Below are 23,666 nucleotides of genomic sequence, written 5' to 3'. Positions count from 1 at the left end.
AAAGATAAATTATTGGAAACTCTTGCAGAGGAACAAAAAATCCTTACTTTTGGAAGTAAGGACAATATTGGATAACTGACAATTATTTTTAACCCCTAACTGTCAGATAAAGTCGTGGCTATTACAAGTATATACAACGGCGTGGGCTTCTTTTCTTAAAAATAGCCTACAAACAAGGAGATTACTAATAAAGAAAAGTAAGAAATTTTTTTTGTGATTGAAGAGAAGATCACAACCAACATTTTTCTAATATTATTTGATTATGGTATTATTGATGAGTTTTCATTAATTTATGAAAATTTCTCCATAATTTTTTACTTTGTTTTTTTATTTGATTTCCATTATTAATAGCAAACATAACACTATTTGATTTCTCAATATAGCTAAAGTAATTGCCCCAATTAAACTTTTTTGTTTTAACGTATTCATTGGGATTATTCTTAGAAGGTTGATATATCAGTTTTCTTTTCGCACCTTTACGTGTAAACCTTTTGTATAGTTTTGATTTGAATATACTTTTGTCAGGATTCTTACTATTTTTTGCGAAAGAAGCTGATTTTTTAAATGATTTTATCATTGAACGATAAAATTTAGAAAAACCAGAAGTTTTAATCAGCACTTTACTTCCATCATAAGTAAATCCTAAATATTCAAGTACCACATGATAATTAGGAACTTTGGTTATCTCGTCTATTTGAAATCCTTTAAAGTTACCATTTATCTCCTCGAATCGATAGACTTTAGTTTTTTTACTCTGAATTTCTAAGTCTGCTATATTTTTATCAGCAATTGTTGTTCTTAATAATTTAATAATATCGTCTTCATATTTTTGTTCACAAATTATAATTAAGTCATCACTATACCGCTGATAATACCCCTTTAATAATTCTATCCTTTCGTAAATAATTTTATCAAAATCTAACATATAGATATTAGCTAAAGTAGCACTTATCGGACTACCTTGTGGAATTCCTTTTTTGTTATTTTTTGAAATTATTAAATTAAGATTATTGGAAATGAATTCTTTTTTTGTGCAGAACGAAACTGCTTTTTTTTCTTTAAAATATGATGATTTTTTGATTGGTTTGCGCTTGTAATTTTTGTCCGTCGTAGAATTTGGTACTCCTCTTTCCACAATCATAGTTTTGTCATAATATTTAAAGAGTTGTTTTGCTTCAATATACTTTATATCAGTAAGTGTTTTAAAAACATTGTAATGATTACTTGGAAGCGAATTTGTTTTTAAAATTTTACACCATTGCTTCTTTAATATTTTGTGATTAAGATTATCAAAAAAAGATGTCACGTCTGCAACGATAACTGATAGTTTTTTATCCTGATTATTCTTGATGAATTCAAATGTTGATTTAGCAAATTCAATATTACATTTATTATTATTTGATACATTAGAAATTGGTATTTTCCTATAAGCAACAATACATTTATTAAACGATTCTCTTTTGATATATTCCTCATAACAATCTACCAAAATATGATTATAATAGGAAAATATTTGAGCATCTAAATGTGATGCAAAATAGATCTCGCGATTTTTTTCATCTTTCTTTCTGAACCTTTTTTTGCTTGGAGTTCTAGTCGCACAAGTTTTATCAGCTCTAAACTTTCTTTGTTTTATAGTTTTATGAATTAAAGGTAGAAAGCTATGAAGTCTTATTTTTTCTGGATTTAAAATATATTGTTTTACCCAACTATAATCTAGAATAGTAATTGGATATCCTATGTGAGGATATTTTTTCGGTTTAAACCACTTTTCTATTTCCATATTTTATAAAAGGGGGCAATTTATAGTAGCAGGTTTAGAATGTACAGGCTCCTACGAAGCTTTCGCCAAATTAATGGCTATTGCGACGCTACTCTTTTCAGGTATAGAAATTGTTATCTTTGTTCTTAAATGCTTAAACATCATAAATATGTCAAACAAATTGTTACTTAGATTAAACTTCAGGTATTCAACAGTTATTAGGCTGTTGGCAACTGTTTCCTCAATAATTCTTGTGAAAGATTTGGAAACTGGTATTATCCTTCCCAGCTAACATATGTTTTAGACGTGGTTTATTTTAGCTAAACGTATCACTCCAACCTTTGCCCCCAGATTTTTCTTTTTATATACTATATTCAAAGTAGTATTTTTACAAATTCAACAGATATCCAAATTCACACATTATGTCGATTCAATTTAAGAAATTATATTAAAACTATTTATACAGCTAATATAAAATTTATTTTGATGATTTGATTATTAATTGAATACTTTTTCTCTTCACTAGCAATCCTCTCAATCGATTTAAAATTTGTGGATTTTCAACCTTAAAAAAAAGATTTCCAAAACGAAAAAAAACGAGTTCCGAAGTTTTTTCACCCTTTTCGCAGAAAAGGCAAGAGAGTCTTTGGAGGTACAAAATGTAAATTTTGTATATACAAAGACACATCTTGCTATAGAGTTTTCATAAGTCAGAAATTTTATTTAGTCTACCTTAATTTAGACCAGTCGGAGTAGTTGATTTTAATATAGTTTCGGTCTTTTAATTTTTGGAAGATTAGATAGCGAAGAATTTCCACTAAAGTGTGAAACATCAAGGGTATTCATATTTTTTTCAAGAGTAGCTTGCCAATTCAAAATAGGTCTTCCAATTGAATTTTTCCAATCGGCTTCTTCCCATTTTTGAAATTTTTGAATCAATAAAGCATCCAGCTTTTCTGAATAGTCTTTTAAAGTTTTCGCAAAATCCATAAACTGTTTTAAGTTCGGATATTTTGAAAATGAACTATTGGTATTAATTTCCGATTCCACAATGGTTTTTAGTTCATCAATCGGTTTATCTATCATTTCACAGGTTTTTGGTGTTACTTTTGGCATTGGGTTGCCATTTAAAATAAAACGATTTGGAAAACCCGGATTTCTATTATAATCTAAAAGTCCTATAAGTTTGAGCTTATTTTTTGCAGTAATGACCGTTTGCCTGGAAAGTCCGAGCTCTCTTGCCATTTGATAGTCTGATAGAACAATCTCTTTATGTGGATCTTCACATTTGTAGAGGATGAAAGTAAAAACAGCTATAGTATTTGCCCCGATTTTATTTTTTGAATTTAAATCAAACATTTTCTCAAATAAGTTCACATCAAAAGTTTTTGAATTTCTCATCTCTTAAATACTGATTTATATTGTTTTTGAACTTCTTCGGTTTTCTTACTAAGATATTCATTCAAGTCCTTGAAATCTGAATAGAGCACCCGGCAATCTTCTGGATTGTTTGTTTCATTGCGAATGATTTCTACAGCACGATTTCCCGCTTCATCATTATCAAAATAAAGCTCCACTTTATCATATTTTCCAAGTAAATTTTTAATATTATTAATCATCGAAACAGAATTCAATATAAGATAATCGGAGGGTTGCTTTTCCAATTCATTTTTAAGAGTTTTAAAAGAAAGAAAATCGAAAAAGCCCTCGAAAATCCGAAGTGAATCAGAATCGTTTTTGATAGTTGAGATTTGTTTTTTACCCAGGCAAATTTTTGAATATTTATTGCGGATTTCATAACCACCAGAATCATTCTTAAAACCTATCCCAAAATAATTTTTATCGTTCATTCGGTAATGAATTTCATTTAAAAATTCGGTTTGGTTTTGTACTTTTCTTTCCCTCAAATATTCCAGGAGTGCCGGATGCTGGACATTTTTAATTTCAATTATCTCGTAATTTTTCGGAAGATTTTCTAATTTCTGATTTGAAACATTTTGATTTTGAAAAGAAGAAAAATTTTGGCTGTCTGCCCAGTTCAAAACTCCATTAATGGAAGTATTCAGGTATTTCTTCATAAAATCTGTATTATTCCCGCCAATTCCTTCTGAAAATAGATACCAATAGTTTAGGCTTTTATTGATTTTAAAAGAGGCCTGGGATTCGCTGGCAAAAGGGTTGAGATACCAGGCATCTTTTTCATTTTGTTTCGTAGGAAGGTGTCCGAGAGAAAGCAGGACTTCTTCCAAGGGTATGCTGTTGAATTGTTTGCAGTTCATAGAATTTTATTTTTGTGTTTTGTTTATAAAGTTTTTTTTAAATTCGCCTACCTTATTACCTATGTCTTTATTCATCAAGTTTTCTATGGATTTTACGTCATACCTTTTATTACCTGGTTACCTTCATTTATTTCAGGTAATTAGGTAAGTTTACTTTTATTCAGTTACCTTAACATAAACTTTGTGTCAATAATGGTTTCCGGAATTTTCAGGTAAGTGGTAAGTAATTTTAAATTATTTCATTAGTCAATTTTCCTTCGAATCAAATATCCATAGACTTGTCTTTTCGGATGTTTTATTCTTTCGTAGTTCATTGCGGTCAAGGCTTTACCAATTTTTATAATGTTCAGCCGTACACCAAGCGCATTGTTCATCGCAAGCATAATGTCCGAAGGCGTCAAAAATTCACCTTGCAGTTTGGATTTTTCGAAATGACTAAGGATAATTTCCTGTTCCAGGGATACCTGTTTGAATTTTTCATTCCGATTTTCATTTTCCTGGATGTCTTCAGCCGTGAGTTCAGGATTGTAATTTTTTCTTTCAAAAGCATTATAGTATGCTTGTGACCAAACTTTTTCAATATTGATTTCCTTAGAATAATTGAAATCAATCTCCAAAACTTCAAAAATCTGCCACCGCACACTTCCGGTTTCATCGGTTAAAAAATCCGAACGATTGGTTGAGCCACAAAACGAAGCTGTCCTGTGCATCAATGACGATTTGCGATCGTAAGGCAATCTTGCATTGACGGTATTTTTTGAAATAAAAGACTTGAGAATATTGACATCCGTTTTTGACATTACCGAAAGCTCATCAATATTGACCAGAAGGTTTTTGCATAAGGAAATTAAGCCATCTTTATCAACACCAATATCTTCTGTGTAATACTGTTCAAGATTTGCAGGAATGAGAAATCGCAGAAAACTCGTCTTTCCACTATTCTGCTTAGTATTGAACAGGACAAAACACTGTTTGTTGATGTAGCCAGGTTTCAAGGCACAAATTACAGTCCTGGTTATCCACTTCTCGAAATACTTTTGAAAGGATTTATCATCCGTTGTCTTTACATAACTGCAAAGCTTACTGATATGACTTTCGTTGTCCCAATTTTCCAAGTTTTCGAAATATTCCCGAATCGGATTGTACTGCTGAATCAAATGACTTCTGACCAGAATCTCCAATTTATTAATCGGAATATCAATTCCTGATCTGACAAGTTCTATAAATAATGAGTTCAAATTGAGTGCTGACCATTTTTTATCCGAAACAAGTTTGATTTCAAGCTCAAGAGAGATCGTATTGAACCTAATTGAATATTTTGAATTCAAATAATTAATCGCTCTGTCGAATATGGTTTTCGTTTCTGTCTTGATTTGATACAGAATTTTATTCTCTTCCATAAAAACATTTTTGATTTTGGAAGGAGTCACAAATAATTTTTATATTTGCTCTTTACTTCCAGTAAAACAAACATTTAAACCTAACTATGGCAGTAGTTAGGTTTTATTTTTTGCGTAAAGAAAATTCTATGGCTTCCTGTTGGATCTCGTCATTTGATTTATGGCTGTTTTTCAGCAGCCATTCGTCAATTTTTTTTCGTTCAAAGAATAGAATTTTTCCGGAAGGTTTTGAAAATGGGATAGAGTTAGTATGAACCAATTTGTAGATATAGGATTTCTTGAATCCTGTGTAATCCGAAAGCTCTTCTACATTTAGAATTGCTTTTAGTCCGAAAATATGCTTTTCAATTCGGTTGAGCTTATGAATGATGATTTCATTATTTTCCATCTGTTTCTTTTAATTGATTTAACGAAACAAAAGTCAACAATAAAAACCATAAATAAAAGACTATCAATAGCTTGTGGGCTAAATAAGAATGCTTTGGACTAATTTGAAATGTTAAAAGGCTAAATAAGATTATTCTGGATTCAACTGGATTAAAAAGTGATTTTTATTGAGTTTAAAAATAGAAAACGGAATTTTCATAACTCGATATTTAATTCCGGAATAATCTCAGCAGCTTCTTTCATTTTGCTATCCACTATTTTTGCATAAATCTGTGTTGTTCTCAACTCACGATGTCCCAGTCTTTTAGAAACCGTGTAAATATCTGCACCGTTTTCTAACAATAGAACTGCGTTCGTATGTCTGGCTGAGTGAAAAGTAATATGCTTCGGAACCGCAGCACGATTGCACCAACGGATAATTTCAGTATTATAAGTCATCCCATATTTCAAACCTTTGAAAACTCTTTCTTGCGGATCTTGTCTTTCGCCCAACAATTCTCTGGCTTGTTTTGAGATATAAAGATATTCTACACCATCCGTTTTTTCCTGTCTGAAATTGACTCTGGAAACATCAACTTCATCGCGAATTTCTTTCCAGGTCAAAGTATTAATATCCGACCAACGCAACCCTGATAAACAAGAAAAAAGAAAAGCTTTTTTTAAAACCGGATATTTGCATTCCGCTTTTGCTAATCGTTGTAATTCATCAAAAATCAGATACTCTCTTTGGCTTTCAGCTTGTTCAAAAGATTTTATTTTCGAAGCATAATTAATTGTTAAATATCCATTGTCGAAGGCGCTCCGGAGTGCAGCTTTAAACTTATTGAAATATGAATATTTTGAGTTTTGAGAAAGTGGCAGTTCACTTTTTGTGAGAGCATCTTTTTCGAAATATCGGTGAACTTTCTTGACGAAACTTTCATCAATTTCTTCGAAAGTCATATTTTTTGGAACAATCTTTTTGAGATGTTGTAGCGTAGAAAACCAGTTACCGTAATTATTAGAAGTATCTTGCTTTTGCTTTTCTTCTGTCAGTTCAGCAAAAAAATTTAGAAATACCCTTTTTGATTTTGCAGTATTTTTTAATTCAAATCTCCCTTGAGCATATTCAGCTTTTCTAATTGCAAGTACGTTTTCTGCAAACTCTAAAGCTTCTTTATTTTCTTTTTTTTCTTTTGCAGTTTTTGGATTTGAAATTAAATAAGAATCTAGATTCTCAAAGCTTCTCAGATGTTTTCTTTTTCCGTCTTCAGTAATTTCGGAACCACGATAAAACTCAATCGACAGACTGATTCTTCCATCTTTCAATTTTCTTTGACTAAGTGATATTTTCATAACTTTGGATTTGTACTACTTTGTACTACTTTTCACTATTTTGATAGCCCGAAGTGGTACAGAAGTAGTACAAATATATAAATAAACCCTAAAAAGAGAAAATAAAATTTATATAAATATCTGATAATCAAATAAAAGAAAGAAAAAGAAATTAAAGAAAAGCTAAATTATTTCCCGATACAAAACTTAGAAAAAATATTCCCCAGCACCTCATCATTGGTCACCTCTCCGGAGATTTCTCCAAGATGTTCCAGGGCATTTCTAAGCTCGTACGCCAGTAATTCTGTAGAGATCTGGAAAGAGATCGCTTCTTTCACTTTATGAACGGCATCCATCGACTTTCTCAAGGCTTCAAAGTGTCGTTGGTTAGTGATGACAACGTTATTTTCTTCAGTTTTTAAATGTTCCACATACGAAGAAAGTTCATTTTTCAGATCCTGAATATTTTGATTTTCAACTGCTGAGATTTTGATAAAATCAAATTCGTGAGAAATAGCACTTCTGAAAATATCTTCTACTGTTTCATATTTGGTAGGAATTACTTCATCAATTTTTGTCGCACAGATAATCAGTTTCAGATCTTCTCTCAAAAGAGACTGGATCATTTCAATATCCTCAGAAAAATCCTCGGTAGCAGCATCTGCCAGATACACTAAAATATTGGCGTTTTCTACTTTTTCTTTAGCTTTTTTTACTCCGATTGCTTCAATTTCATCAACTGTTTCACGCAGTCCTGCAGTATCAATTAATCGGAAAGCATGGCCCTTAATATGAAGAACTTCCTCAATGGTATCTCTCGTTGTTCCGGCAATATTACTCACAATCGCCCTTTCTTCCTTTAAAAGAGAGTTCAGCAGCGTAGACTTTCCGGCGTTCGGTTTTCCAATGATGGCAACCGCAGTTCCGTTTTTAATGGCGTTTCCGTATTGGAAACTTTCAATCAACGAATTTAATTTGACTTCAATTTTATCCAGTAATCCGCTTAGGGCACTTCTGTCTGCAAATTCCACATCTTCTTCAGCGAAATCAAGCTCCAGTTCAATTAAGGAAACGAAATTTAAAAGGTCAGTCCTCAATACAGAGATTTCATTGGTGATTCCTCCTTTCAGCTGGTTGATGGCTACTTTTCTCGAAGCTTCATTTTCAGAGGCGATGACATCAGCAATCGCTTCTGCCTGGGAAAGATCAATTCTGCCATTGATAAAAGCACGAAGGGTAAATTCCCCTGCTTTAGCCATTCTCGCCCCGTTTTTGATCAAGGTTTCAAGAATACGTTTTCCGATATGCGGAGAGCCGTGAAAAGCAATCTCCACAGAATTCTCAGTGGTGAAACTTTTCGGAGCCAGGAAAATAGAAAGCATCACCTCGTCAATAGCTTCCTCCTCATCCATAAAATAACCGTAATGAATGGTGTGAGATTTCTGTTTTTCCAGATTTTTGGCCGGAAAACTTTTCTGAACCACAGATAAAGCTTCATTTCCTGAAACACGGATGATGCCTAAAGCACCTATCCCATTGGCCGTAGCCAGTGCACATATCGTATCGTTATTCATGCTGCAAATTTACGGTTTTTAATGTGAATTTGAATGGACGTCTGTTATTCAGATTATCTATTGTTGTATTCAGTTAAAAACAGCTAAGGTTAAAAAAAGGCTATGTTTTGAGGATGTGTTTGTATGAAAGATGTATTTGCTATATCAATAAATGCCTAATTATTTCTATTAAACATGGAAAGAAAATACCATTTGAAAAATAAAATCCAGAAAATAATTCTGTTGAATATAGGTGCGATGTGAAGAGTGTAATTTGTTGTGGTGTAACAATTATAAGTGTTTTTTGATAGCCTTGGCAGTCATATATAGTGTTTAAATATCATATAAAAACGAAAAAATTAAACAGTTGTTTGGTATGTTAATTGTTGTTAGTGGGGTCGATGATGTTGAAAATTTAAATATTTTTTATTTAAACAATAATAATTTGTTAAAGTATTATAAATGTGTATGAATAACCTATTTTTTTTAAATATTAATAAAAAATTATCTTTTTTATTAATGTTCGTCTTCAGTACAACGGCTTATGCCCAGTGTATTCCTTACACCGGACAGGCGCTCACAAGCGGAAATACCTATTGTCTTAACGGAACCCTCAGTGTAACTACCAATATCAGTATCCCGAACGGAGCAACCCTTATCATTCAATCCGGACAATTGCAATCCAATAGTATCCAGGTCGATGGAGTGTTGGAAATTGGTGATGGTGCAAGTGTTAAATCCACAGGAACAGTGAAAGTAGGAACTTTCGGATCTCAGAAGAATTCAAAAATTAGATTAGGAGCGAAATCTTTTCTATCCCTTGTAGGATCAGTGATTCAGGAAGATCCGTCATTTGGTGGTTTTTATCCCGGAACAACTTCAGTTATTGAAATGGGAACAAGCAGTGTGGTAGAGATTTGCGGAACATTTACCCAGCAGTCTACCACCTATCCTTCTGTTGAATATGTAGGTATTCCTACCGGGAGAGCGTACTGTATTGCAAAAGCAGACGTAAGTGGCGGAGGAGGAGCTTCCATCATCAGTGATGACAGCCAGATCGTAGCTATTGTCATGGGATCCGTAATAGGACTAGGAATGGGGAATTCCAGTTTCTGTGGACCAAATGCAACAAAAGCAATGTGTCCCTCTCTTTGGCCTGAAGGATTGTCTGAAGCTAAAACAAGTTGTGGAAATGCACCCCTGATTATTGATGAGATCGATGGATTTTGTACAAAACCCGGCATTTCAGGAACCCCTGACGGATATACAAAATTCGGAATTACCGTACAGCAGAAAAGCGATTCGTGGCCTGAAAATATTCCTAATGGATTTCTGGCTATGGAATCAAAAAATAAAGGTTTTGTGATTACCAGAGTTCAGCATGTAAGCCAGACGCCACAGCCCGGAGATGCCATCGCAGAACCGAAAGAAGGAATGCTTCTGTATGATATTCAGGATAAATGTGTAAAGCTTTATAACGGTACGGAATGGAAATGTGTAGAAAGAAGCTGTAATGATTAATCTAACCGATAAATAGTATGAAAAATATAAGAAATATAAGTATAGCAGTTGCTTTAATCGTTTTCAATTCAGTTTTTGCGCAAGTAGCGATTGGTAAACAGACTGTAGATGGAAACAGTACTATATTAGATTTTGATAATACATCAGGAAATACAAAAGGTTTAATTCTTCCCGCTACCTCAGGATTTCCTGCAGGATCTCTGGTGAACGGAACATTCATCTTTGATGTAACAGATAATAAAGTGAAGGTCTACGAAAATGATGCGTGGAAATCCTTGTCAGATACCGGAAGTTCAAGTGCAATTGCTGCTAATAATTCTGCTGAAATAGGGAAGGGAGTGATTATGGGTGAAGCTACAAGTTCTGCTGATGGCGTATTGGTGCTGGAATCTCAGAATAAAGCGATGATTCTTCCTCAGATAGCCACGCCGCATCTTAATGTAAAAAATCCATATCCGGGAATGATGTGCTATGATACAACCAGTAAAACACTGGCGGTATTTGACGGCTCAGTCTGGAATTACTGGAAATAAACAATAAGCTAATCCGGAATATTCCGTTGAAAAGAAAAAAGCAGCCATGTACAATACGCGGCTGCTTTTTAGCTTAAATAATCTGCACACTTTCCTTAATGCTGTTCATGACAAAAATGCTCTTCGTCTGGCCGATTCCTTCAATTTCTGATAATTTGTTCACGAAAAACTCATGAAATTCATCCATATTGGGAGCAAGGATCTTCAGCATAAAGTCAAAATCCCCGCTGATATTGTAAAATTCTACCACTTCCTTCAATCTGCCCACTTCCTCAATGAATTTTCCCGCAGTTTTCTTGTTGTGAACATTTAAAGCGATCATACAGATCACCATCATCCCTTTATTAACCTTTTTACGGTCAACCACAGCAGTATACTCTTTAATGATTCCCTGTTTTTCCATACGTTTGATACGCTCATGCGTAGGTGTAGGACTCAAATTGATCCTGGCCGAAATATCACGGATACTCATCTTCGCATCTTTCTGAAGAAGACGGAGGATAGATAAGTCTTTTTCATCAGGAATATAGTTTTCAGTTGCCATTTTGTTCTGTTTTTATAGGTTTTTCCTGGTAGATCAGGTGTTTTGTTCTTTTAAATATTTGAAATATTCAATATTATTCCAAATTTAAGGTTAAATTTTCAAATACGTTCTGTTAATTTTAATTTTGCAGGAAATTTGAAACATGAGTACAAGGAAGAATTTAATATTAATTTTAGCATCGGTAGGAACATTTGTAGAGGCGTTGGATATTGCCATTATTAATTTGACCATTCCTTCTATTCAGCAGCAGTTTCAGATTGGAGCAGAGACGGTTCAGTGGCTGCAGACGCTTTATGTACTGTTCTTTGGAGGATTTCTGATTATTGGAGGAAAGCTTTCCGATCAGATTGGAAGAAAGAAAATGTTTCTCCTTGGAGCATTGATCTTTATGCTCACTTCACTAGGAGCAGGATTATCTCAAAACTTTGAAGTGCTTGCTATATTCCGTGCTTTGCAGGGATTGGGAGCAGCGTTAGTGATGCCGTCAGCATTATCCATTGTGACCAATACCTTCAGAGGGGAACAGGAGAGAAACCGTGCTATCGGAATTTTCAGTTCATTTGCTGCCATTGGTTCAGGAAGCGGTCTTTCAGTAGGAGGAATTATCAGTACTTACCTGAGCTGGCATTGGGTTTTCCTGATCAATGTTCCTATTCTTTTAATTACATTGGTGTTGTCATACTATTATCTGCCGGCAGATGAGAAAAATGAAACCGCTCAGAAAACAGATATGGTTTCAGGAATATTGATGGTCCTTGGGCTTTTAAGTCTTACTTACGGAACGCATGAATTGATTCATATTAAAGAACAGCCTTTCCTGATAACTGGTTCTTTGGTTTTAGCATTAGTACTGCTTGTTATGGTGTACTGCCGTTTAAAATCCGTTGCAGAGCCTTTGGTAGATTTAAAACTGTTTAAACATAGATCTTTAGTAGTTTCCAATGCGGTATTTTTTACCCTGGGAGCGTTTTTTATCGGGTTTTTATTCCTGATTTCACTGATGCTTCAGAAAGATATGGGCTACAGCGCTGCTTCTGCAGGGTTAATGCTTGTTCCCTTCAGTATTCTGTCTGCGTTAACGGCCAAATTCATTCTGCCGCACATATCAAAACGTCTGAGTTCCTCTCAAATGGGTGTTTTAGGATGGTCATTTATGCTGGCCGGAGGATTATTGCTGCTGATTTCTGTTTATGCAGGACATCCGCTAACCATAGTTTTATTGGGAGCTGCATGTATCTCCGGAGTTGGAATGACGTTTTGTTTTACCGCACTTTCAGTGATGGGAATCCAGGATGTGGAACCTGCACATTACGGATTGGCATCAAGTCTGAGCTCTACAAGTTACTTTCTGGGAGCAGGTATCGGATTGTCATTCATGACGTTAATGAGTCAGATCTTTCCGTCAGAATTATCAGTGGGAAGCTTAAATTTGATTATTTTGATCAGTTACGCTTTACTGGCTCTCGGAATGTTATTTTATTTTATATTGAAAAGCGTAAAAGTGAAGCAGGCGGAAGTAGCCGTTTCATAACAGGCGGCCTTAAAAATATACAAACTATATGAGGAAGGAATCGGTGCTTAGGTGCCGGTTCTTTTTTTTGATTTTTGCTATTCTGTTTCCCTTTATTACCTTTGCTGTTTACTATATATCATGAAAATACAGGTCATCAGCGATCTTCATCGGGAATTTGGAAGTACGGAATTATGTTTTGATCACGCAGATGTGGTGGTGCTGGCAGGTGATATCAATCTGGGGACCAAAGGATTTGAATGGATTAAAGAAGCAATACCCAATAAACCTGTAATCTATGTTTTGGGCAATCATGAATACTATAAAGGTTCTTACCCTAAAACACTCCATAAGATCAAAGAGGCTGCGTCGAACTCCAATGTTCATGTGCTTGAAAATTCACATGTTGATATTGAGGGAATTCGTTTTCACGGGGCAACGCTGTGGACTGATTTTTCCATCTTTGGAAATCCTGTTCAATACGGAATGCTTTGTCAGCCCAAAATGAATGATTATAAGATGATCAAAAGAGATCCTTCTTATTCGAAAATGAGAACTTTGGATACCTTTAAAATTCATCAGCTTTCAAAACAATGGCTAAAAGAAAGTCTTGAAGACTCAAAAGAATTTAAAAATATTGTCGTTACCCATCATGCACCCAGTATACAATCTGTTCCTGAACATTACAAAGAAGATCCGTTAACAGCGGCTTACGCTTCAGATTTGGAAGATGTAATTAAAGAGTACCAACCCTTATACTGGATTCACGGGCACATTCATACTCCCGTAAGATATAAAATCGGAGAAACAGAAATTATCTGCAATCCTCATGGCTATATTGACGAAAAATATAATGGATATGATAAGGACCTGATGATTGTTGTTTAAAAAATAGAAGTAAAATTTCCACAGAATTCTTTTTTTGTCTTAAAAATGATAAAGTAAAATTGAGCCTGCTTCGTCTGTAATGCTAAAGCTGGTTTTTAATCCATTATCATTATGAAGACAAGTATACAAGAGGGGATTATTCTCATTCCGGATTTCAGCGGATTTACCGAATTTGTGTTCAATACAAAATTGTACACAGGCGAGTATATTGTGAGACAATTATTGTCTACACTGATTGATGTGAACGATCAGTATTTTGAAATTTCCGAGATTGAGGGAGATGCTATTTTATTTTACCGTTATGATGAAAATCCATCCTACCAGAGTATTTCAACCATGTTGTGGAAGATGAGAAGTGCGTTCAACAGGAAGATAGAGGAGTTGAGTAAGAGTTTGAGTACGAAAATTGATCTGGCTCTCAAGTTTATTGTTCATTACGGTTCCTTTTCACAGTACAATATTGGAAACTTCAGAAAATTATATGGAAAAACAATTGTGGAAGCCCATCAGCTTTTAAAAAACGGAGTGGCAGAACAGCCTTCTTATGCGCTTTTCAGTAATTCTTTTCTGGAAAGCAGTAAAAATAAAGAGTCAGATTTTAATCAAGATCCGCTTCGTTTGCCGGAAGTAGGCGTTATCCATTATTTTGAAAATGTAAACTAGCATATATTTTTTAATATTATTCCTTGTAAATTTGCTATTGCTAACGGCCAGGGTGAGATCCTGGCTTTTTTTATGGGGTTTCTTTTAAATAAAAACTGATTTTACACATTGGTAGTAAAATATTCCTGTAATTATGGTGGATTTTAAAACATTTTTAAGATAAATTGAAATTATGTTTAAAATACTTTTTTAAGAATATTTATTATAAATGTGATTTATATTACTTGTTTTTATTGAATAATGTGTAGTGTTTTTGAATTTATGTTTAAATTCAGTATTGGTATCTTGTTGGTAATTAAGTGTTTATTTTAATTTTTTTCTTTTTTGATGTAACGAATTTATGGAGTTAGTGGTCTTATAGATAAAACTATAATTTCACATGAAAATACTATTATTTCCAATAGCACTATTAACAGGCTCATTAGCAATAGCTCAGCAAGCTCCAGCTCCGGCAGCCAACGATACTGTAAAGGGAAATGCAAAAGAAATCGAAGCTGTTACTCTGGTAGCCAGAAAACCAACAGTAGAATCGAAAATAGACAGAACTGTATTCAATGTAGCCAATAGTGCAATTCTGGCAGGAAACACAACATGGGATGTTCTTAGAATGACGCCTTTGGTAAGTATTGATAACAATGATGAGGTAAAAGCCGAAGGGCAAATGGTAACGGTATACATCAATGACAGGAAATCGGTTTTTACTGGGAAAGAATTGAAGGAATATCTTAAAACAATTCCAGCTGATAACCTGATGAAAATTGAGGTGATTACCAGCCCGTCTTCCCGTTATGAAACTTCAGGATCCGTGATCAATATTGTCCTTAAAAAAAGAGATGACGAAGGGATAAAAGGAAGCATCTCCCTCAACAACAGACAAAGTACGAAGAACTCACAATACACGAACTTCAACCTGAACTATCATAAGAAAAGGTTTACCCAAACCTTTATAGGAGGCTACAATAGCGGAAATTATGTACAAAAGACTCAAACATGGGATAACCGTTATGCAACGAATAAACTGACTCAGTTTAATTTGGAGAATGTGATGAGAAACGAAAGTCCGTCTATTTCTTCCACTTCAGAATTTGAACTGAATGATAAAAATAATATCGGATTTGTAGTAGAGTATTCACAGAGCAGAAATTTGTCTCTGTCTGAATCTAATGGAATGATCTTCAATAACGGAGAGCCTGGAGATTCTTTTCTTCAGACTCAGAATACATGGGGATTCAACCGTAACCTGGGAACCAATGCTTTCTATAAATATTATGATAAAGAAAAGAACAGAATTTTAGATATTAATTTAGGAACCAATTACTCCAGCAATGACAATGACAATTTAATTGATAAACAAATTCATAATCAAACCGGCAGCTCAAATCAGCAGCTGGGAGTTATCAGTTCAAATCAGATGCGTAATTATTATCTGAAAGTAGATTATACACAGCCTTTAGGGAAATCCGGCGGAACGATGGAAGTAGGAGGGAAAACGGAAATTAACAACCATGTTATCCCTAATAGTCTGTATGGATTCAGTATGAATGATAGTAACTCAGAATTTTACAATCTTGCGAGAAATGATACCTTTCATTATGAGGACAATCTGAGTTCTTTATATGTTAACTATAGTAAGACATTCTTCAAAAAACTGGAAACAAGAATCGGAGTACGTTATGAATACATTGATTATAAAGTAAGACAGGATGTTGCAGGCACAGAGAGAAAAGATTCATACGGAACCTTTCTTCCCAATTTATTGCTGAAATATAATTTTTCAGAAAAATTTGACTTAAGTCTTACCTATAACCGAAGCATATGGAGACCTTGGTATTCTGAATTTAATCCTTTCCTCGTTCCTGAAATTAACGGAACCTATTCCAGAGGAAATCTTTATCTGAATCCCAATCCTAATGACCGGCTTTATCTGAAATTGGGAATCCTGAAAAAATACTTTATCTCTGCAAGATATATGCATACGAATCAGGATTACTGGACAACTTATGTTACGGAAAACGGAAGAACAGTTTCACTGCCAGGGAACTTCGATGGAAAGGTTGAAAAATATTACCTTTTTGCGAATACCAACCAGAATTTCCTGAAAAATAAACTGAATGTGAATGCCGGATTCGGATGGTATTACATTAATAATAAAGATTTCAACCAAAAGAATGATCTAAGAGGTAAAGACTATATCAGTTATTGGGGAGCTTCTGCCAACGTATCTTATACGAATCTTTTCAATAAAAATATTAATCTGAGTGCATGGGTAGAACTGGCCAACCAGAATAACGGAAACTCTTATGCGAATAATACCAATGTTTTCCATAATATTTCAGTGACCAAAATATTCCCGAAAACGCAGATGGAACTAAGCATGCAGCTGATGAATATCTTTAAAAGACCTTATGGTGATAACACAACTTATAGCCCGGACGGAACGTTCAGAGAGTACTCAAAATGGGACTGGTACGGTGTTTCCCTTACTTTTGTAAAACGTTTTGGAAACCAGAAAGTAAAAGAAAATACAAAAACCGACGTAGAGAAAAATGGTGGCGGTGGAAAATAATTCAGGAATTGTTAGCTAAAAATGAAAGCAGGTTTCCAATTGGAATCTGCTTTTTATTTTTAGCTAGAAGCTAGAAGTAGTAAGGTAAATTCTTGATTGTCTATAAAAATCTGTGCAATCTCTGTGATCTTTGGGAGAAAAATTAAAAAAAACAGACCCCAATCCGGGATCTGTTTGCATTCTATCAAATAATTATAAATAGAGTTTATACTCTTAAATCTCAGTTTTATTTAAGGGTAAACTTTACTTTGGTTTTAATAGCATCGGAAGAATTTCCAATCTGTGCTTCAAAGTCTCCCGGTTCAGCTACCCAATCGTGTTTTTGAGCATCAAAATAACTTAAAGCCGTTTTGTCAATAGTGAAACTCACTTCTTTCTGTTCTCCCGGATTCAGATATATTTTTTCAAAACCTTTCAGCTCTTTTGCAGGGCGTGGAACAGAAGATTTTAAATCACTGATATAAAGCTGGGCCACTTCAGCTCCTGCTTTTTTACCTGTGTTTTTAACGGTTACTGTAAATGTAATTTTACCGTCCTGTGAAATAGTAGTCTGGTCTGCTTTTGCCTTTCCGAATTCAAAAGTCGTGTAGCTCAATCCATGTCCGAAACTGAAAAGAGGTTTTATATTCTTCATGTCATGCCAACGATATCCTACAAAAATGCCTTCATTGTAAGTAATATTGATGGGATTTTTCTGGTCTTTTCCTTTTCCTGCAGCCAGCTCATCTTTCTGTCCCGGATATTCTCCCAGCTGATGGGCGGAATTGTCTTCAAGTTTTACAGGGAAGGTAAACGGCAGCTTTCCTGATGGGTTGGCATCTCCTGCTAAAATGGCTGCAATAGAATTTCCGGCTTCGGATCCAAGATACCAGGCTTGCACAACCGTCGGAACGTCTTTAATCCAAGGCATTGCCACAGCATTTCCTGAAACTAAAACAACGGCAAGGTTTTTATTCGCTTTCGCAAGAGCAGAAATCACGTGATCCTGATTATATGGGAGTCCGTAACTTTTTCTGTCGTTTCCTTCACTGTCCTGGAAATCTGCTTTGTTCAGCCCCCCTACAAAAATGACATAATCTGATTTTTTAGCTAGTTCTACTGCTTCATTCAGTAATTCAGCTTCAGAACGGGTGTCTTTTAAATCCTGTCCGGATTTTACTCCGTTATATTCTCCTCCGATATCTCCTACATACCCTCTTGCATACTGTACATCGGCCTGTTTTCCGAATCTGGATTTGATTCCGTCTAAAGGAAGTGTTTCATATTTCACTTTTAAAGATGAAGAACCACCGCCAACAGTCATTATTTTGATGGCATTCTCTCCGATAACCGCTATTTTTTTAGCCTTATTAACATCAATCGGAAGAATATTCCCCTGATTTTTTAATAGAACAATTCCTTCTTCTCCGATTTCTTTGGCAACCGCTTTATGCTCTTCGGAAGCAATATTTCCGAAAGGCTTGTTGCGGTTCATTGTTGTTTTGTAGGCAAGACGAAGTAATCTGGTTACTTTGTCATCCAATTCTTTAGTACCTACTTTTCCTGCTTTAATCAAATCAAGGTAAGGCTTTGCCAGATAATAATTGTCATAGGCATTTTTAGTTCCTGCAGAAAGTCCGTTGGTCCATGAACCGAATTCAAGATCAAGACCATTGTGGATAGCTTGTTCTGTATTGTTTACAGCACCCCAGTCGGATACCACTACGCCTTTATAATTCCATTCTTTCTTTAAAATATCGTTTAAAAGATATTGATTCTGGCTGGCATACTGGCCTTTATACATGTCGTAAGCTCCCATGATCGTCCACGAATCACCTTCTGTTACCGCTGCTTTAAAGGCAGGAAGGTAAATTTCATACAATGCTCTGTCATCCACATTCACATTGCTTGTATGACGGAACATTTCCTGATTGTTTAAGGCAAAATGTTTTACAGAAGTTGCCACGCCATTAGACTGCACACCTTTAATATAAGGAACTACCATTTTGGACGTCAGATAAGGATCTTCACCCATGTATTCAAAATTTCTGCCGTTCAGCGGAGTTCTGTAAATATTCACTCCAGGTCCCAGAAGAATATCTTTTTTTCTGTAGCGGGCTTCTTCACCCAACGCTTTCCCATAGTTCCATGACATTTTTTTGTTCCATGTTGCGGATAAAGCAGTCAGGGCAGGGTAGGCGATAATAGAATCGTTGGTCCATCCGGCCTGATCCCATTCGTCCCACATTACTTCAGGACGAACCCCGTGCGGGCCATCTGTAGTCCAGAATTCAGGAATTCCCAATCTTGGTACACCCGGTGAACTGAATTTCGACTGTGCGTGAAGCATAGCCACTTTTTCTTCCAGTGTCATTCTTGATAATGCATCCTGAATACGCTGTTCTACAGGTTTGGATTCATCTAAATAAACGGGGATGGTAGTATTGGTCTGAGCCATATAAGAAGCAGAAATAAAGGTGAGTAAACTTATAATGACGGTTTTCTTTAACATAATGCCTTTCTATTTGATTAAAAACAAAAATATACAAAAATTTTATTATCTCAAATTGAGAAAATAAAAAATTCACAAATAAAAAAACTGTCCACCCATTTGCAGACAGCTTATTATTAAATATTGCAGGTGTAAATGCGAAAAAACTGAAGAGAAGTTATCAGGTGAAAAAGAAAAACCCGAATCCACTCTCACAACTCTAATATCCTCAAACCCTCTCACTCATCAATCCCATCCTTTTACCGCACCTCCTTTGAAAATTTCTTTGGCTTTCTTTTCCACTTCGGGAGACTGATAGGCCTTTACAAAGTTTTTTACTTTCTGGCTGTTTTTATTATCTGGTCTCGCAACGACTACATTCACATAAGGTGAGTCTTTATCTTCCACAAGAATACCTTGTTTTTCCTGATCCAGCCCTGCCTGAGCTGCGAAATTATTATTAATTACCCCTACAACAACATCTCTGTCATCCAAAACTCTTGGAATCTGAGCACCTTCGATCTCCATGATCTTCAGTTGTTTCGGATTTTCCGTAATATCTGTTACTTTGGGAAGAAGTCCCACACCATCTTTCAATTTCAGCAAACCGCTTTTTTGCAGAAGCAGTAAAGAACGTCCTCCGTTGGTAGGATCATTGGGAATAACAATCGTGTTGCCTTCCTGTAACTGACTGATATTCTTAATTTTTTTGGAGTAGGCAACAATAGGATACACAAATGTATTTCCTACAGGTACAAGGTTATATCCTCTCTGCTTTGACTGTTCTGTTAAATAAGGAATATGCTGAAAGGCATTGGCATCAATATCTCCGTTAGTCAAAGCTTCATTGGGAACTACATAATCGTTGAAAGGGATCAGTTCCACTTCAAGATTGTACTTATCTTTAGCCACTTTTTTAGCTACTTCAGCAATTTCCTGCTCCGGGCCATAAGTGATCCCGACACGGATAAAGTTCGGATCATCCTTTCTTCCCGAACAGGCACTGAACAGCAATATTCCGGCAGCCACTAAACCAAAAATCTTTATTTTTTTCATTCTATTTTTTTATTTAAATACTATTGAAGCAAAAGAGTAAAAAATGATCTCATTCATCCCCATATCCCGAAACTCGCACCCCGGATCTCAAACCCTCTCACCCAAAAACTACCTGTGATCAAATCTTTTTGACAATCTGTCGCCGATAAACTGGATGATGAAAACCAAAAGAACAAGCAGAATCAAAACGGTATTCATAATTACAATATCATATCCGATATATCCGTACTGGTAACCTACCTGTCCAAGTCCGCCAGCTCCTACAGCACCACCCATTGCAGAGTAACCTACTAAGGTAATCAAAGTGATGGTTGCATTATTGATTAATGAAGGAAGTGCTTCAGGAAGCAAAACTTTTCTGATAATCTGTAATGGAGAAGCACCCAGAGCTCTTGCTGTTTCTATAAGGCCGTGTGGAACTTCGATAAGGCTGTTCTCTACAAGTCTTGCAATAAAAGGGGCAGCTCCCACACTTAGAGGAACCAAAGCGGCATTTACTCCAATAGAAGTTCCTGCAAGAATTCTTGTGAAAGGAATCATCCATACAATCAGAATAATGAAGGGAATAGCACGGAAAATATTAACCAGAATAGATAATCCTCTATGGTAGGCGGTATTTTCCAGCAGTTGTCCTTTTCTGGTTAAAAATAACATGATTCCTACCGGAAGTCCAAGTACAAATCCAAAGAATCCGGATAAAAATGTCATGTAAACCGTTTCCCAGGTTCCTTTTGCCAAAAGGGCAATTACCGTATCACTAAGCATATCCTTTTACTGTATTTTGAATTTTATTTTGGTTGAAATAATAGATCGCCTGCTGGTTTTCTTCAGTCTCACCCTGAAGCTGTAAAAGTAGTTTACCGAAATTGGAATTTCCAAAATATTCTACATCTGCCTTTAACAATTTATAAGGGATTTTATATTGGCTGTATAGTGTTGAAAGAATCTGTTCAACACTGATGTTTTCGTTAAGTTCTATTTCGACCAGCGGAAATAAACCTTCTTTTGGTTCTTTCTGCAGTCTGCTGCTGAGTTCCTGTGGCAGGGTCATGATGTCTGAATTGATGAACTGGCGGATGATCGGGTGTTCTTTATCCGAAATAATCTCGCTTAAAGTTCCTTTTGTTAATAATTTTCCTTTGTCGATCACAGCAACGTGGTTGCAGACCGATTTGATGACTTCCATTTCGTGGGTAATTAAAAGGATGGTAATTCCCAGTCTCTGATTGATATCTCTTAAAAGCTGCAGAATAGACTGTGTTGTTGCCGGATCCAGTGCGCTGGTTGCTTCATCACAAAGCAAAAGGTGAGGATCATTGGCTAATGCCCTGGCAATGGCCACTCTTTGTTTCTGCCCGCCTGAAAGGCTTTTTGGATAATCATTGGCTTTATCTTCAAGGCCTACGATCTTCAGGAGTTCGTTTACTTTTCTATTGATTTCGCCCTTGCTGGTATGATCCAGTTCCAGAGGAAGCGCTACATTATCAAAAACAGTTCTTGAAGAAAGAAGATTGAAATGCTGGAAGATCATTCCGATTTTTTTACGCTCCTCAGCAAGTTGTTGGGAACTGAGCTTTGTAAAATCCTTTCCATTAATAATAATTTGTCCTTCATCCGGTCTTTCCAATAGATTTACGGTACGGATCAGCGTACTTTTTCCTGCACCTGAAAAACCGATAATTCCTACGATATCTCCTTTATCTATAGTAAGACTTACCTTATCCAGTGCTTTGAAAGACTGTTTTTTCTGATGAAATGTTTTTGATATGTTTCTGATTTCTATCATTCTGATTTTATATACTTTTTAAATAGGCTGATATCTTCTGCCCGTTCTGTTTAAAAATCTCCTTACTCTTCTGATTTTGACCTTGGCCCGTTTTGAAAGTCTGAAATACTTGGTGACATTCGTTAGAAGTACTCCCAACAATATGATGAATAAACCATACAGCTGACCTCCATTGATGCTTTGGTGGGCAACAATCCAGCCAGCAATCACGGTTACAATAGGATTGATGTAGGTATGGGTGCTTACCAAAGCAGCGGGTTTTACGGACAGAAGCCAAATGTACGACAAATAAGCGACTATCGATCCAAAGAAGATCAAAAATAGAACCCCAAACCATGCCGATAATGGAACCGCAGAAACTGAAAAATCAGTCCATTCTCTTCTGAAAAAAGCGATGAGGAAAGAAGCTAATCCCGCTACTATAAGCTGTTGGGCAATATTCATAAAGGTAGATTGGGAAGCCGGATTTTTCTTTGAATATAATGAACCCAGTACCCAGGCAATGGAGCTTAGTCCTAATACCACAAACGCAGTAATACGCAGGTTTCCATCTGCCAATGCATGGGCATTAGAATTTACACTGCCCTTTAAAAACATAATCAGCCCCACGAAACCGATAATCAATCCTATCGGAATAAATTTATCCGAAAAATAATATTTCCAGTTTTTCTTATCGATAGCAATGAACCAAAATGGTCCTGTTGCAATAGAAATGGCCGCCTCAGAAGCCGTTACATACTGTTCTCCCCAGGCAACAAGCCCGGTTCCTCCGGTAAGAATAAGAATACCGGTTATGGCATTTTTCTTCCAGTTGATCAGAGAATTTGCTTTTTCCCCTTTAGACAGAAGATAACCTATCATCAGAATTCCGGCAACCAGAAATCTTAACCCCGAAAGAATGAATGGCGGAAATCCTTTTAAGCCAAATGAAATAGCTAAAAACGTAATTCCCCATATCACATAGATGTTTGTAAACGCCAATGGAATTAACCATTTGTTTTTAGAATTGCTCATTTTTATGTTTTTAATGTTGTTGTGTTCAATGAAAAAAGGCTCTACCACGTGGTAAAGCCTTTGAAAATATATCTAAATAAAAGTAAGGTCAACCACAGTATTCTTGATGTATAGGCATACATATATCCTTCATCATATTTTTGATGTTATGTTTCTTAATTGAATTATATTTTAATTCTGCCTTCATTTTGTCTTATTTCCTGAATACGTTTGCAAATATATAATATAATTTTTATTAGTCCACTAAAAAAGTAGGCTTTTTAAATATTAAATTATTGTTAATAGATTAACTGTATGTAATTCAGTGTTTTATGTGTTTTTATTTTTTGATTATTTTAAAGTGTTTATCAATGTTTTATGCTTTTTAATTCAAATATTATAGAAATTAACCGGTAATTGGGGTTGTGGAAAACATAAAAT

Annotated in this window: 19 protein-coding genes; 6 read left to right on the top strand and 13 right to left on the bottom strand. The window is 35.3% G+C overall.

Features of this window, described 5'->3' with window-relative positions; all coding sequences use genetic code 11:
- Positions 1 to 268: 268 nt before the first annotated feature.
- From A1704_RS07655 to mnmE, 7 genes are all read right to left on the bottom strand, one after another.
- A complete protein-coding gene (locus A1704_RS07655; protein WP_062672138.1) occupies positions 269 to 1,783 on the bottom strand; it encodes a reverse transcriptase domain-containing protein in 1,515 nt (504 codons plus the stop codon).
- A gap of 741 nt (positions 1,784 to 2,524) precedes the next feature.
- Positions 2,525 to 3,163: a cyclic nucleotide-binding domain-containing protein gene (locus A1704_RS07650; RefSeq protein ID WP_062672136.1), complete on the bottom strand. Its 639-nt coding sequence runs from the start codon at positions 3,161 to 3,163 to the stop codon at positions 2,525 to 2,527.
- On the bottom strand, positions 3,160 to 3,840 hold the full coding sequence (locus A1704_RS07645; RefSeq protein ID WP_157885759.1) for a toprim domain-containing protein: 681 nt from the start codon (positions 3,838 to 3,840) through the stop codon (positions 3,160 to 3,162). Before A1704_RS07645 ends, A1704_RS07650 begins: the two co-directional genes overlap by 4 nt.
- A 443-nt stretch (positions 3,841 to 4,283) precedes the next feature.
- Positions 4,284 to 5,441: a VapE domain-containing protein gene (locus A1704_RS07640; RefSeq protein ID WP_062672131.1), complete on the bottom strand. Its 1,158-nt coding sequence runs from the start codon at positions 5,439 to 5,441 to the stop codon at positions 4,284 to 4,286.
- Positions 5,442 to 5,544: 103 nt separating this feature from the next.
- Positions 5,545 to 5,829, bottom strand: coding sequence for a helix-turn-helix transcriptional regulator (locus A1704_RS07635; protein ID WP_027374281.1), 285 nt, complete (start codon positions 5,827 to 5,829; stop codon positions 5,545 to 5,547).
- 194 nt (positions 5,830 to 6,023) lie between these two features.
- Positions 6,024 to 7,163 (bottom strand): site-specific integrase, encoded by a 1,140-nt coding sequence (locus A1704_RS07630; RefSeq protein ID WP_062672130.1) that lies wholly within the window; start codon positions 7,161 to 7,163, stop codon positions 6,024 to 6,026.
- A 167-nt stretch (positions 7,164 to 7,330) separates the two neighbouring features.
- Complete coding sequence (gene mnmE, locus A1704_RS07625) at positions 7,331 to 8,716, bottom strand: tRNA uridine-5-carboxymethylaminomethyl(34) synthesis GTPase MnmE (RefSeq protein ID WP_062672128.1); 1,386 nt, start codon at positions 8,714 to 8,716, stop codon at positions 7,331 to 7,333.
- Positions 8,717 to 9,214: 498 nt separating this feature from the next.
- Between mnmE and A1704_RS07620 the strand changes: the two genes are divergently transcribed.
- A complete protein-coding gene (locus tag A1704_RS07620; RefSeq protein WP_131797486.1) occupies positions 9,215 to 10,216 on the top strand; it encodes a hypothetical protein in 1,002 nt (333 codons plus the stop codon).
- A 17-nt stretch (positions 10,217 to 10,233) separates the two neighbouring features.
- The gene (locus A1704_RS07615; RefSeq protein ID WP_062672123.1) at positions 10,234 to 10,749 is read left to right on the top strand and encodes a hypothetical protein; all 516 of its coding nucleotides are present in this window, start codon (positions 10,234 to 10,236) and stop codon (positions 10,747 to 10,749) included.
- A gap of 73 nt (positions 10,750 to 10,822) precedes the next feature.
- On the opposite strand, the gene A1704_RS07610 is transcribed toward A1704_RS07615, so the two are convergent.
- A complete protein-coding gene (locus A1704_RS07610; RefSeq protein WP_062672121.1) occupies positions 10,823 to 11,293 on the bottom strand; it encodes an Lrp/AsnC family transcriptional regulator in 471 nt (156 codons plus the stop codon).
- A gap of 142 nt (positions 11,294 to 11,435) precedes the next feature.
- Here A1704_RS07610 and A1704_RS07605 point away from each other — a divergent pair, with 142 nt between their 5' ends.
- From A1704_RS07605 to A1704_RS07590, 4 genes are all read left to right on the top strand, one after another.
- The gene (locus tag A1704_RS07605) at positions 11,436 to 12,824 is read left to right on the top strand and encodes an MFS transporter (protein WP_062672119.1); all 1,389 of its coding nucleotides are present in this window, start codon (positions 11,436 to 11,438) and stop codon (positions 12,822 to 12,824) included.
- 120 nt (positions 12,825 to 12,944) lie between these two features.
- Positions 12,945 to 13,691, top strand: a complete 747-nt coding sequence (locus A1704_RS07600; RefSeq protein WP_062672117.1) for a metallophosphoesterase — start codon at positions 12,945 to 12,947, stop codon at positions 13,689 to 13,691.
- Positions 13,692 to 13,802: 111 nt separating this feature from the next.
- Positions 13,803 to 14,354 carry a DUF2652 domain-containing protein gene (locus tag A1704_RS07595; RefSeq protein WP_062672115.1) on the top strand — a complete coding sequence of 184 codons (552 nt, stop codon included), beginning with the start codon at positions 13,803 to 13,805 and terminating at the stop codon, positions 14,352 to 14,354.
- Positions 14,355 to 14,733: 379 nt separating this feature from the next.
- On the top strand, positions 14,734 to 16,920 hold the full coding sequence (locus A1704_RS07590) for an outer membrane beta-barrel protein (protein ID WP_062672112.1): 2,187 nt from the start codon (positions 14,734 to 14,736) through the stop codon (positions 16,918 to 16,920).
- Positions 16,921 to 17,146: 226 nt separating this feature from the next.
- On the opposite strand, the gene A1704_RS07585 is transcribed toward A1704_RS07590, so the two are convergent.
- The 5 genes from A1704_RS07585 to A1704_RS07565 form a co-directional block, all read right to left on the bottom strand.
- Entirely contained in the window at positions 17,147 to 19,357 is a 2,211-nt protein-coding gene (locus tag A1704_RS07585) for a glycoside hydrolase family 3 C-terminal domain-containing protein (protein ID WP_394360909.1), read from the bottom strand.
- A 279-nt stretch (positions 19,358 to 19,636) separates the two neighbouring features.
- Positions 19,637 to 20,446, bottom strand: a complete 810-nt coding sequence (gene metQ / locus A1704_RS07580) for a methionine ABC transporter substrate-binding lipoprotein MetQ (protein WP_062672109.1) — start codon at positions 20,444 to 20,446, stop codon at positions 19,637 to 19,639.
- A gap of 108 nt (positions 20,447 to 20,554) precedes the next feature.
- Positions 20,555 to 21,211 carry a methionine ABC transporter permease MetI gene (gene metI, locus A1704_RS07575; protein WP_062672107.1) on the bottom strand — a complete coding sequence of 219 codons (657 nt, stop codon included), beginning with the start codon at positions 21,209 to 21,211 and terminating at the stop codon, positions 20,555 to 20,557.
- A complete protein-coding gene (locus A1704_RS07570) occupies positions 21,204 to 22,232 on the bottom strand; it encodes a methionine ABC transporter ATP-binding protein (protein ID WP_062672105.1) in 1,029 nt (342 codons plus the stop codon). Before A1704_RS07570 ends, metI begins: the two co-directional genes overlap by 8 nt.
- A gap of 18 nt (positions 22,233 to 22,250) precedes the next feature.
- On the bottom strand, positions 22,251 to 23,246 hold the full coding sequence (locus tag A1704_RS07565; RefSeq protein WP_062672103.1) for an EamA family transporter: 996 nt from the start codon (positions 23,244 to 23,246) through the stop codon (positions 22,251 to 22,253).
- Positions 23,247 to 23,666: the final 420 nt, after the last annotated feature.

The organism is Chryseobacterium cucumeris (genome assembly GCF_001593385.1).
Classification (GTDB): Bacteria; Bacteroidota; Bacteroidia; order Flavobacteriales; family Weeksellaceae; genus Chryseobacterium; species Chryseobacterium cucumeris.
This window is presented reverse-complemented; position numbering and strand designations above follow the sequence as displayed.

Bases quoted from the DNA above. Each gene is read 5' to 3' on its own strand.
- A1704_RS07655 (WP_062672138.1), bottom strand. From the start codon at position 1,783: ATGGAAATAGAAAAGTGGTTTAAACCGAAAAAATATCCTCACATAGGA.
- A1704_RS07650 (WP_062672136.1), bottom strand. From the start codon at position 3,163: ATGAGAAATTCAAAAACTTTTGATGTGAACTTATTTGAGAAAATGTTT.
- A1704_RS07645 (WP_157885759.1), bottom strand. From the start codon at position 3,840: ATGAAGAAATACCTGAATACTTCCATTAATGGAGTTTTGAACTGGGCA.
- A1704_RS07640 (WP_062672131.1), bottom strand. From the start codon at position 5,441: ATGGAAGAGAATAAAATTCTGTATCAAATCAAGACAGAAACGAAAACC.
- A1704_RS07635 (WP_027374281.1), bottom strand. From the start codon at position 5,829: ATGGAAAATAATGAAATCATCATTCATAAGCTCAACCGAATTGAAAAG.
- A1704_RS07630 (WP_062672130.1), bottom strand. From the start codon at position 7,163: ATGAAAATATCACTTAGTCAAAGAAAATTGAAAGATGGAAGAATCAGT.
- mnmE (WP_062672128.1), bottom strand. From the start codon at position 8,716: ATGAATAACGATACGATATGTGCACTGGCTACGGCCAATGGGATAGGT.
- A1704_RS07620 (WP_131797486.1), top strand. From the start codon at position 9,215: ATGTTCGTCTTCAGTACAACGGCTTATGCCCAGTGTATTCCTTACACC.
- A1704_RS07615 (WP_062672123.1), top strand. From the start codon at position 10,234: ATGAAAAATATAAGAAATATAAGTATAGCAGTTGCTTTAATCGTTTTC.
- A1704_RS07610 (WP_062672121.1), bottom strand. From the start codon at position 11,293: ATGGCAACTGAAAACTATATTCCTGATGAAAAAGACTTATCTATCCTC.
- A1704_RS07605 (WP_062672119.1), top strand. From the start codon at position 11,436: ATGAGTACAAGGAAGAATTTAATATTAATTTTAGCATCGGTAGGAACA.
- A1704_RS07600 (WP_062672117.1), top strand. From the start codon at position 12,945: ATGAAAATACAGGTCATCAGCGATCTTCATCGGGAATTTGGAAGTACG.
- A1704_RS07595 (WP_062672115.1), top strand. From the start codon at position 13,803: ATGAAGACAAGTATACAAGAGGGGATTATTCTCATTCCGGATTTCAGC.
- A1704_RS07590 (WP_062672112.1), top strand. From the start codon at position 14,734: ATGAAAATACTATTATTTCCAATAGCACTATTAACAGGCTCATTAGCA.
- A1704_RS07585 (WP_394360909.1), bottom strand. From the start codon at position 19,357: ATGGCTCAGACCAATACTACCATCCCCGTTTATTTAGATGAATCCAAA.
- metQ (WP_062672109.1), bottom strand. From the start codon at position 20,446: ATGAAAAAAATAAAGATTTTTGGTTTAGTGGCTGCCGGAATATTGCTG.
- metI (WP_062672107.1), bottom strand. From the start codon at position 21,211: ATGCTTAGTGATACGGTAATTGCCCTTTTGGCAAAAGGAACCTGGGAA.
- A1704_RS07570 (WP_062672105.1), bottom strand. From the start codon at position 22,232: ATGATAGAAATCAGAAACATATCAAAAACATTTCATCAGAAAAAACAG.
- A1704_RS07565 (WP_062672103.1), bottom strand. From the start codon at position 23,246: ATGAGCAATTCTAAAAACAAATGGTTAATTCCATTGGCGTTTACAAAC.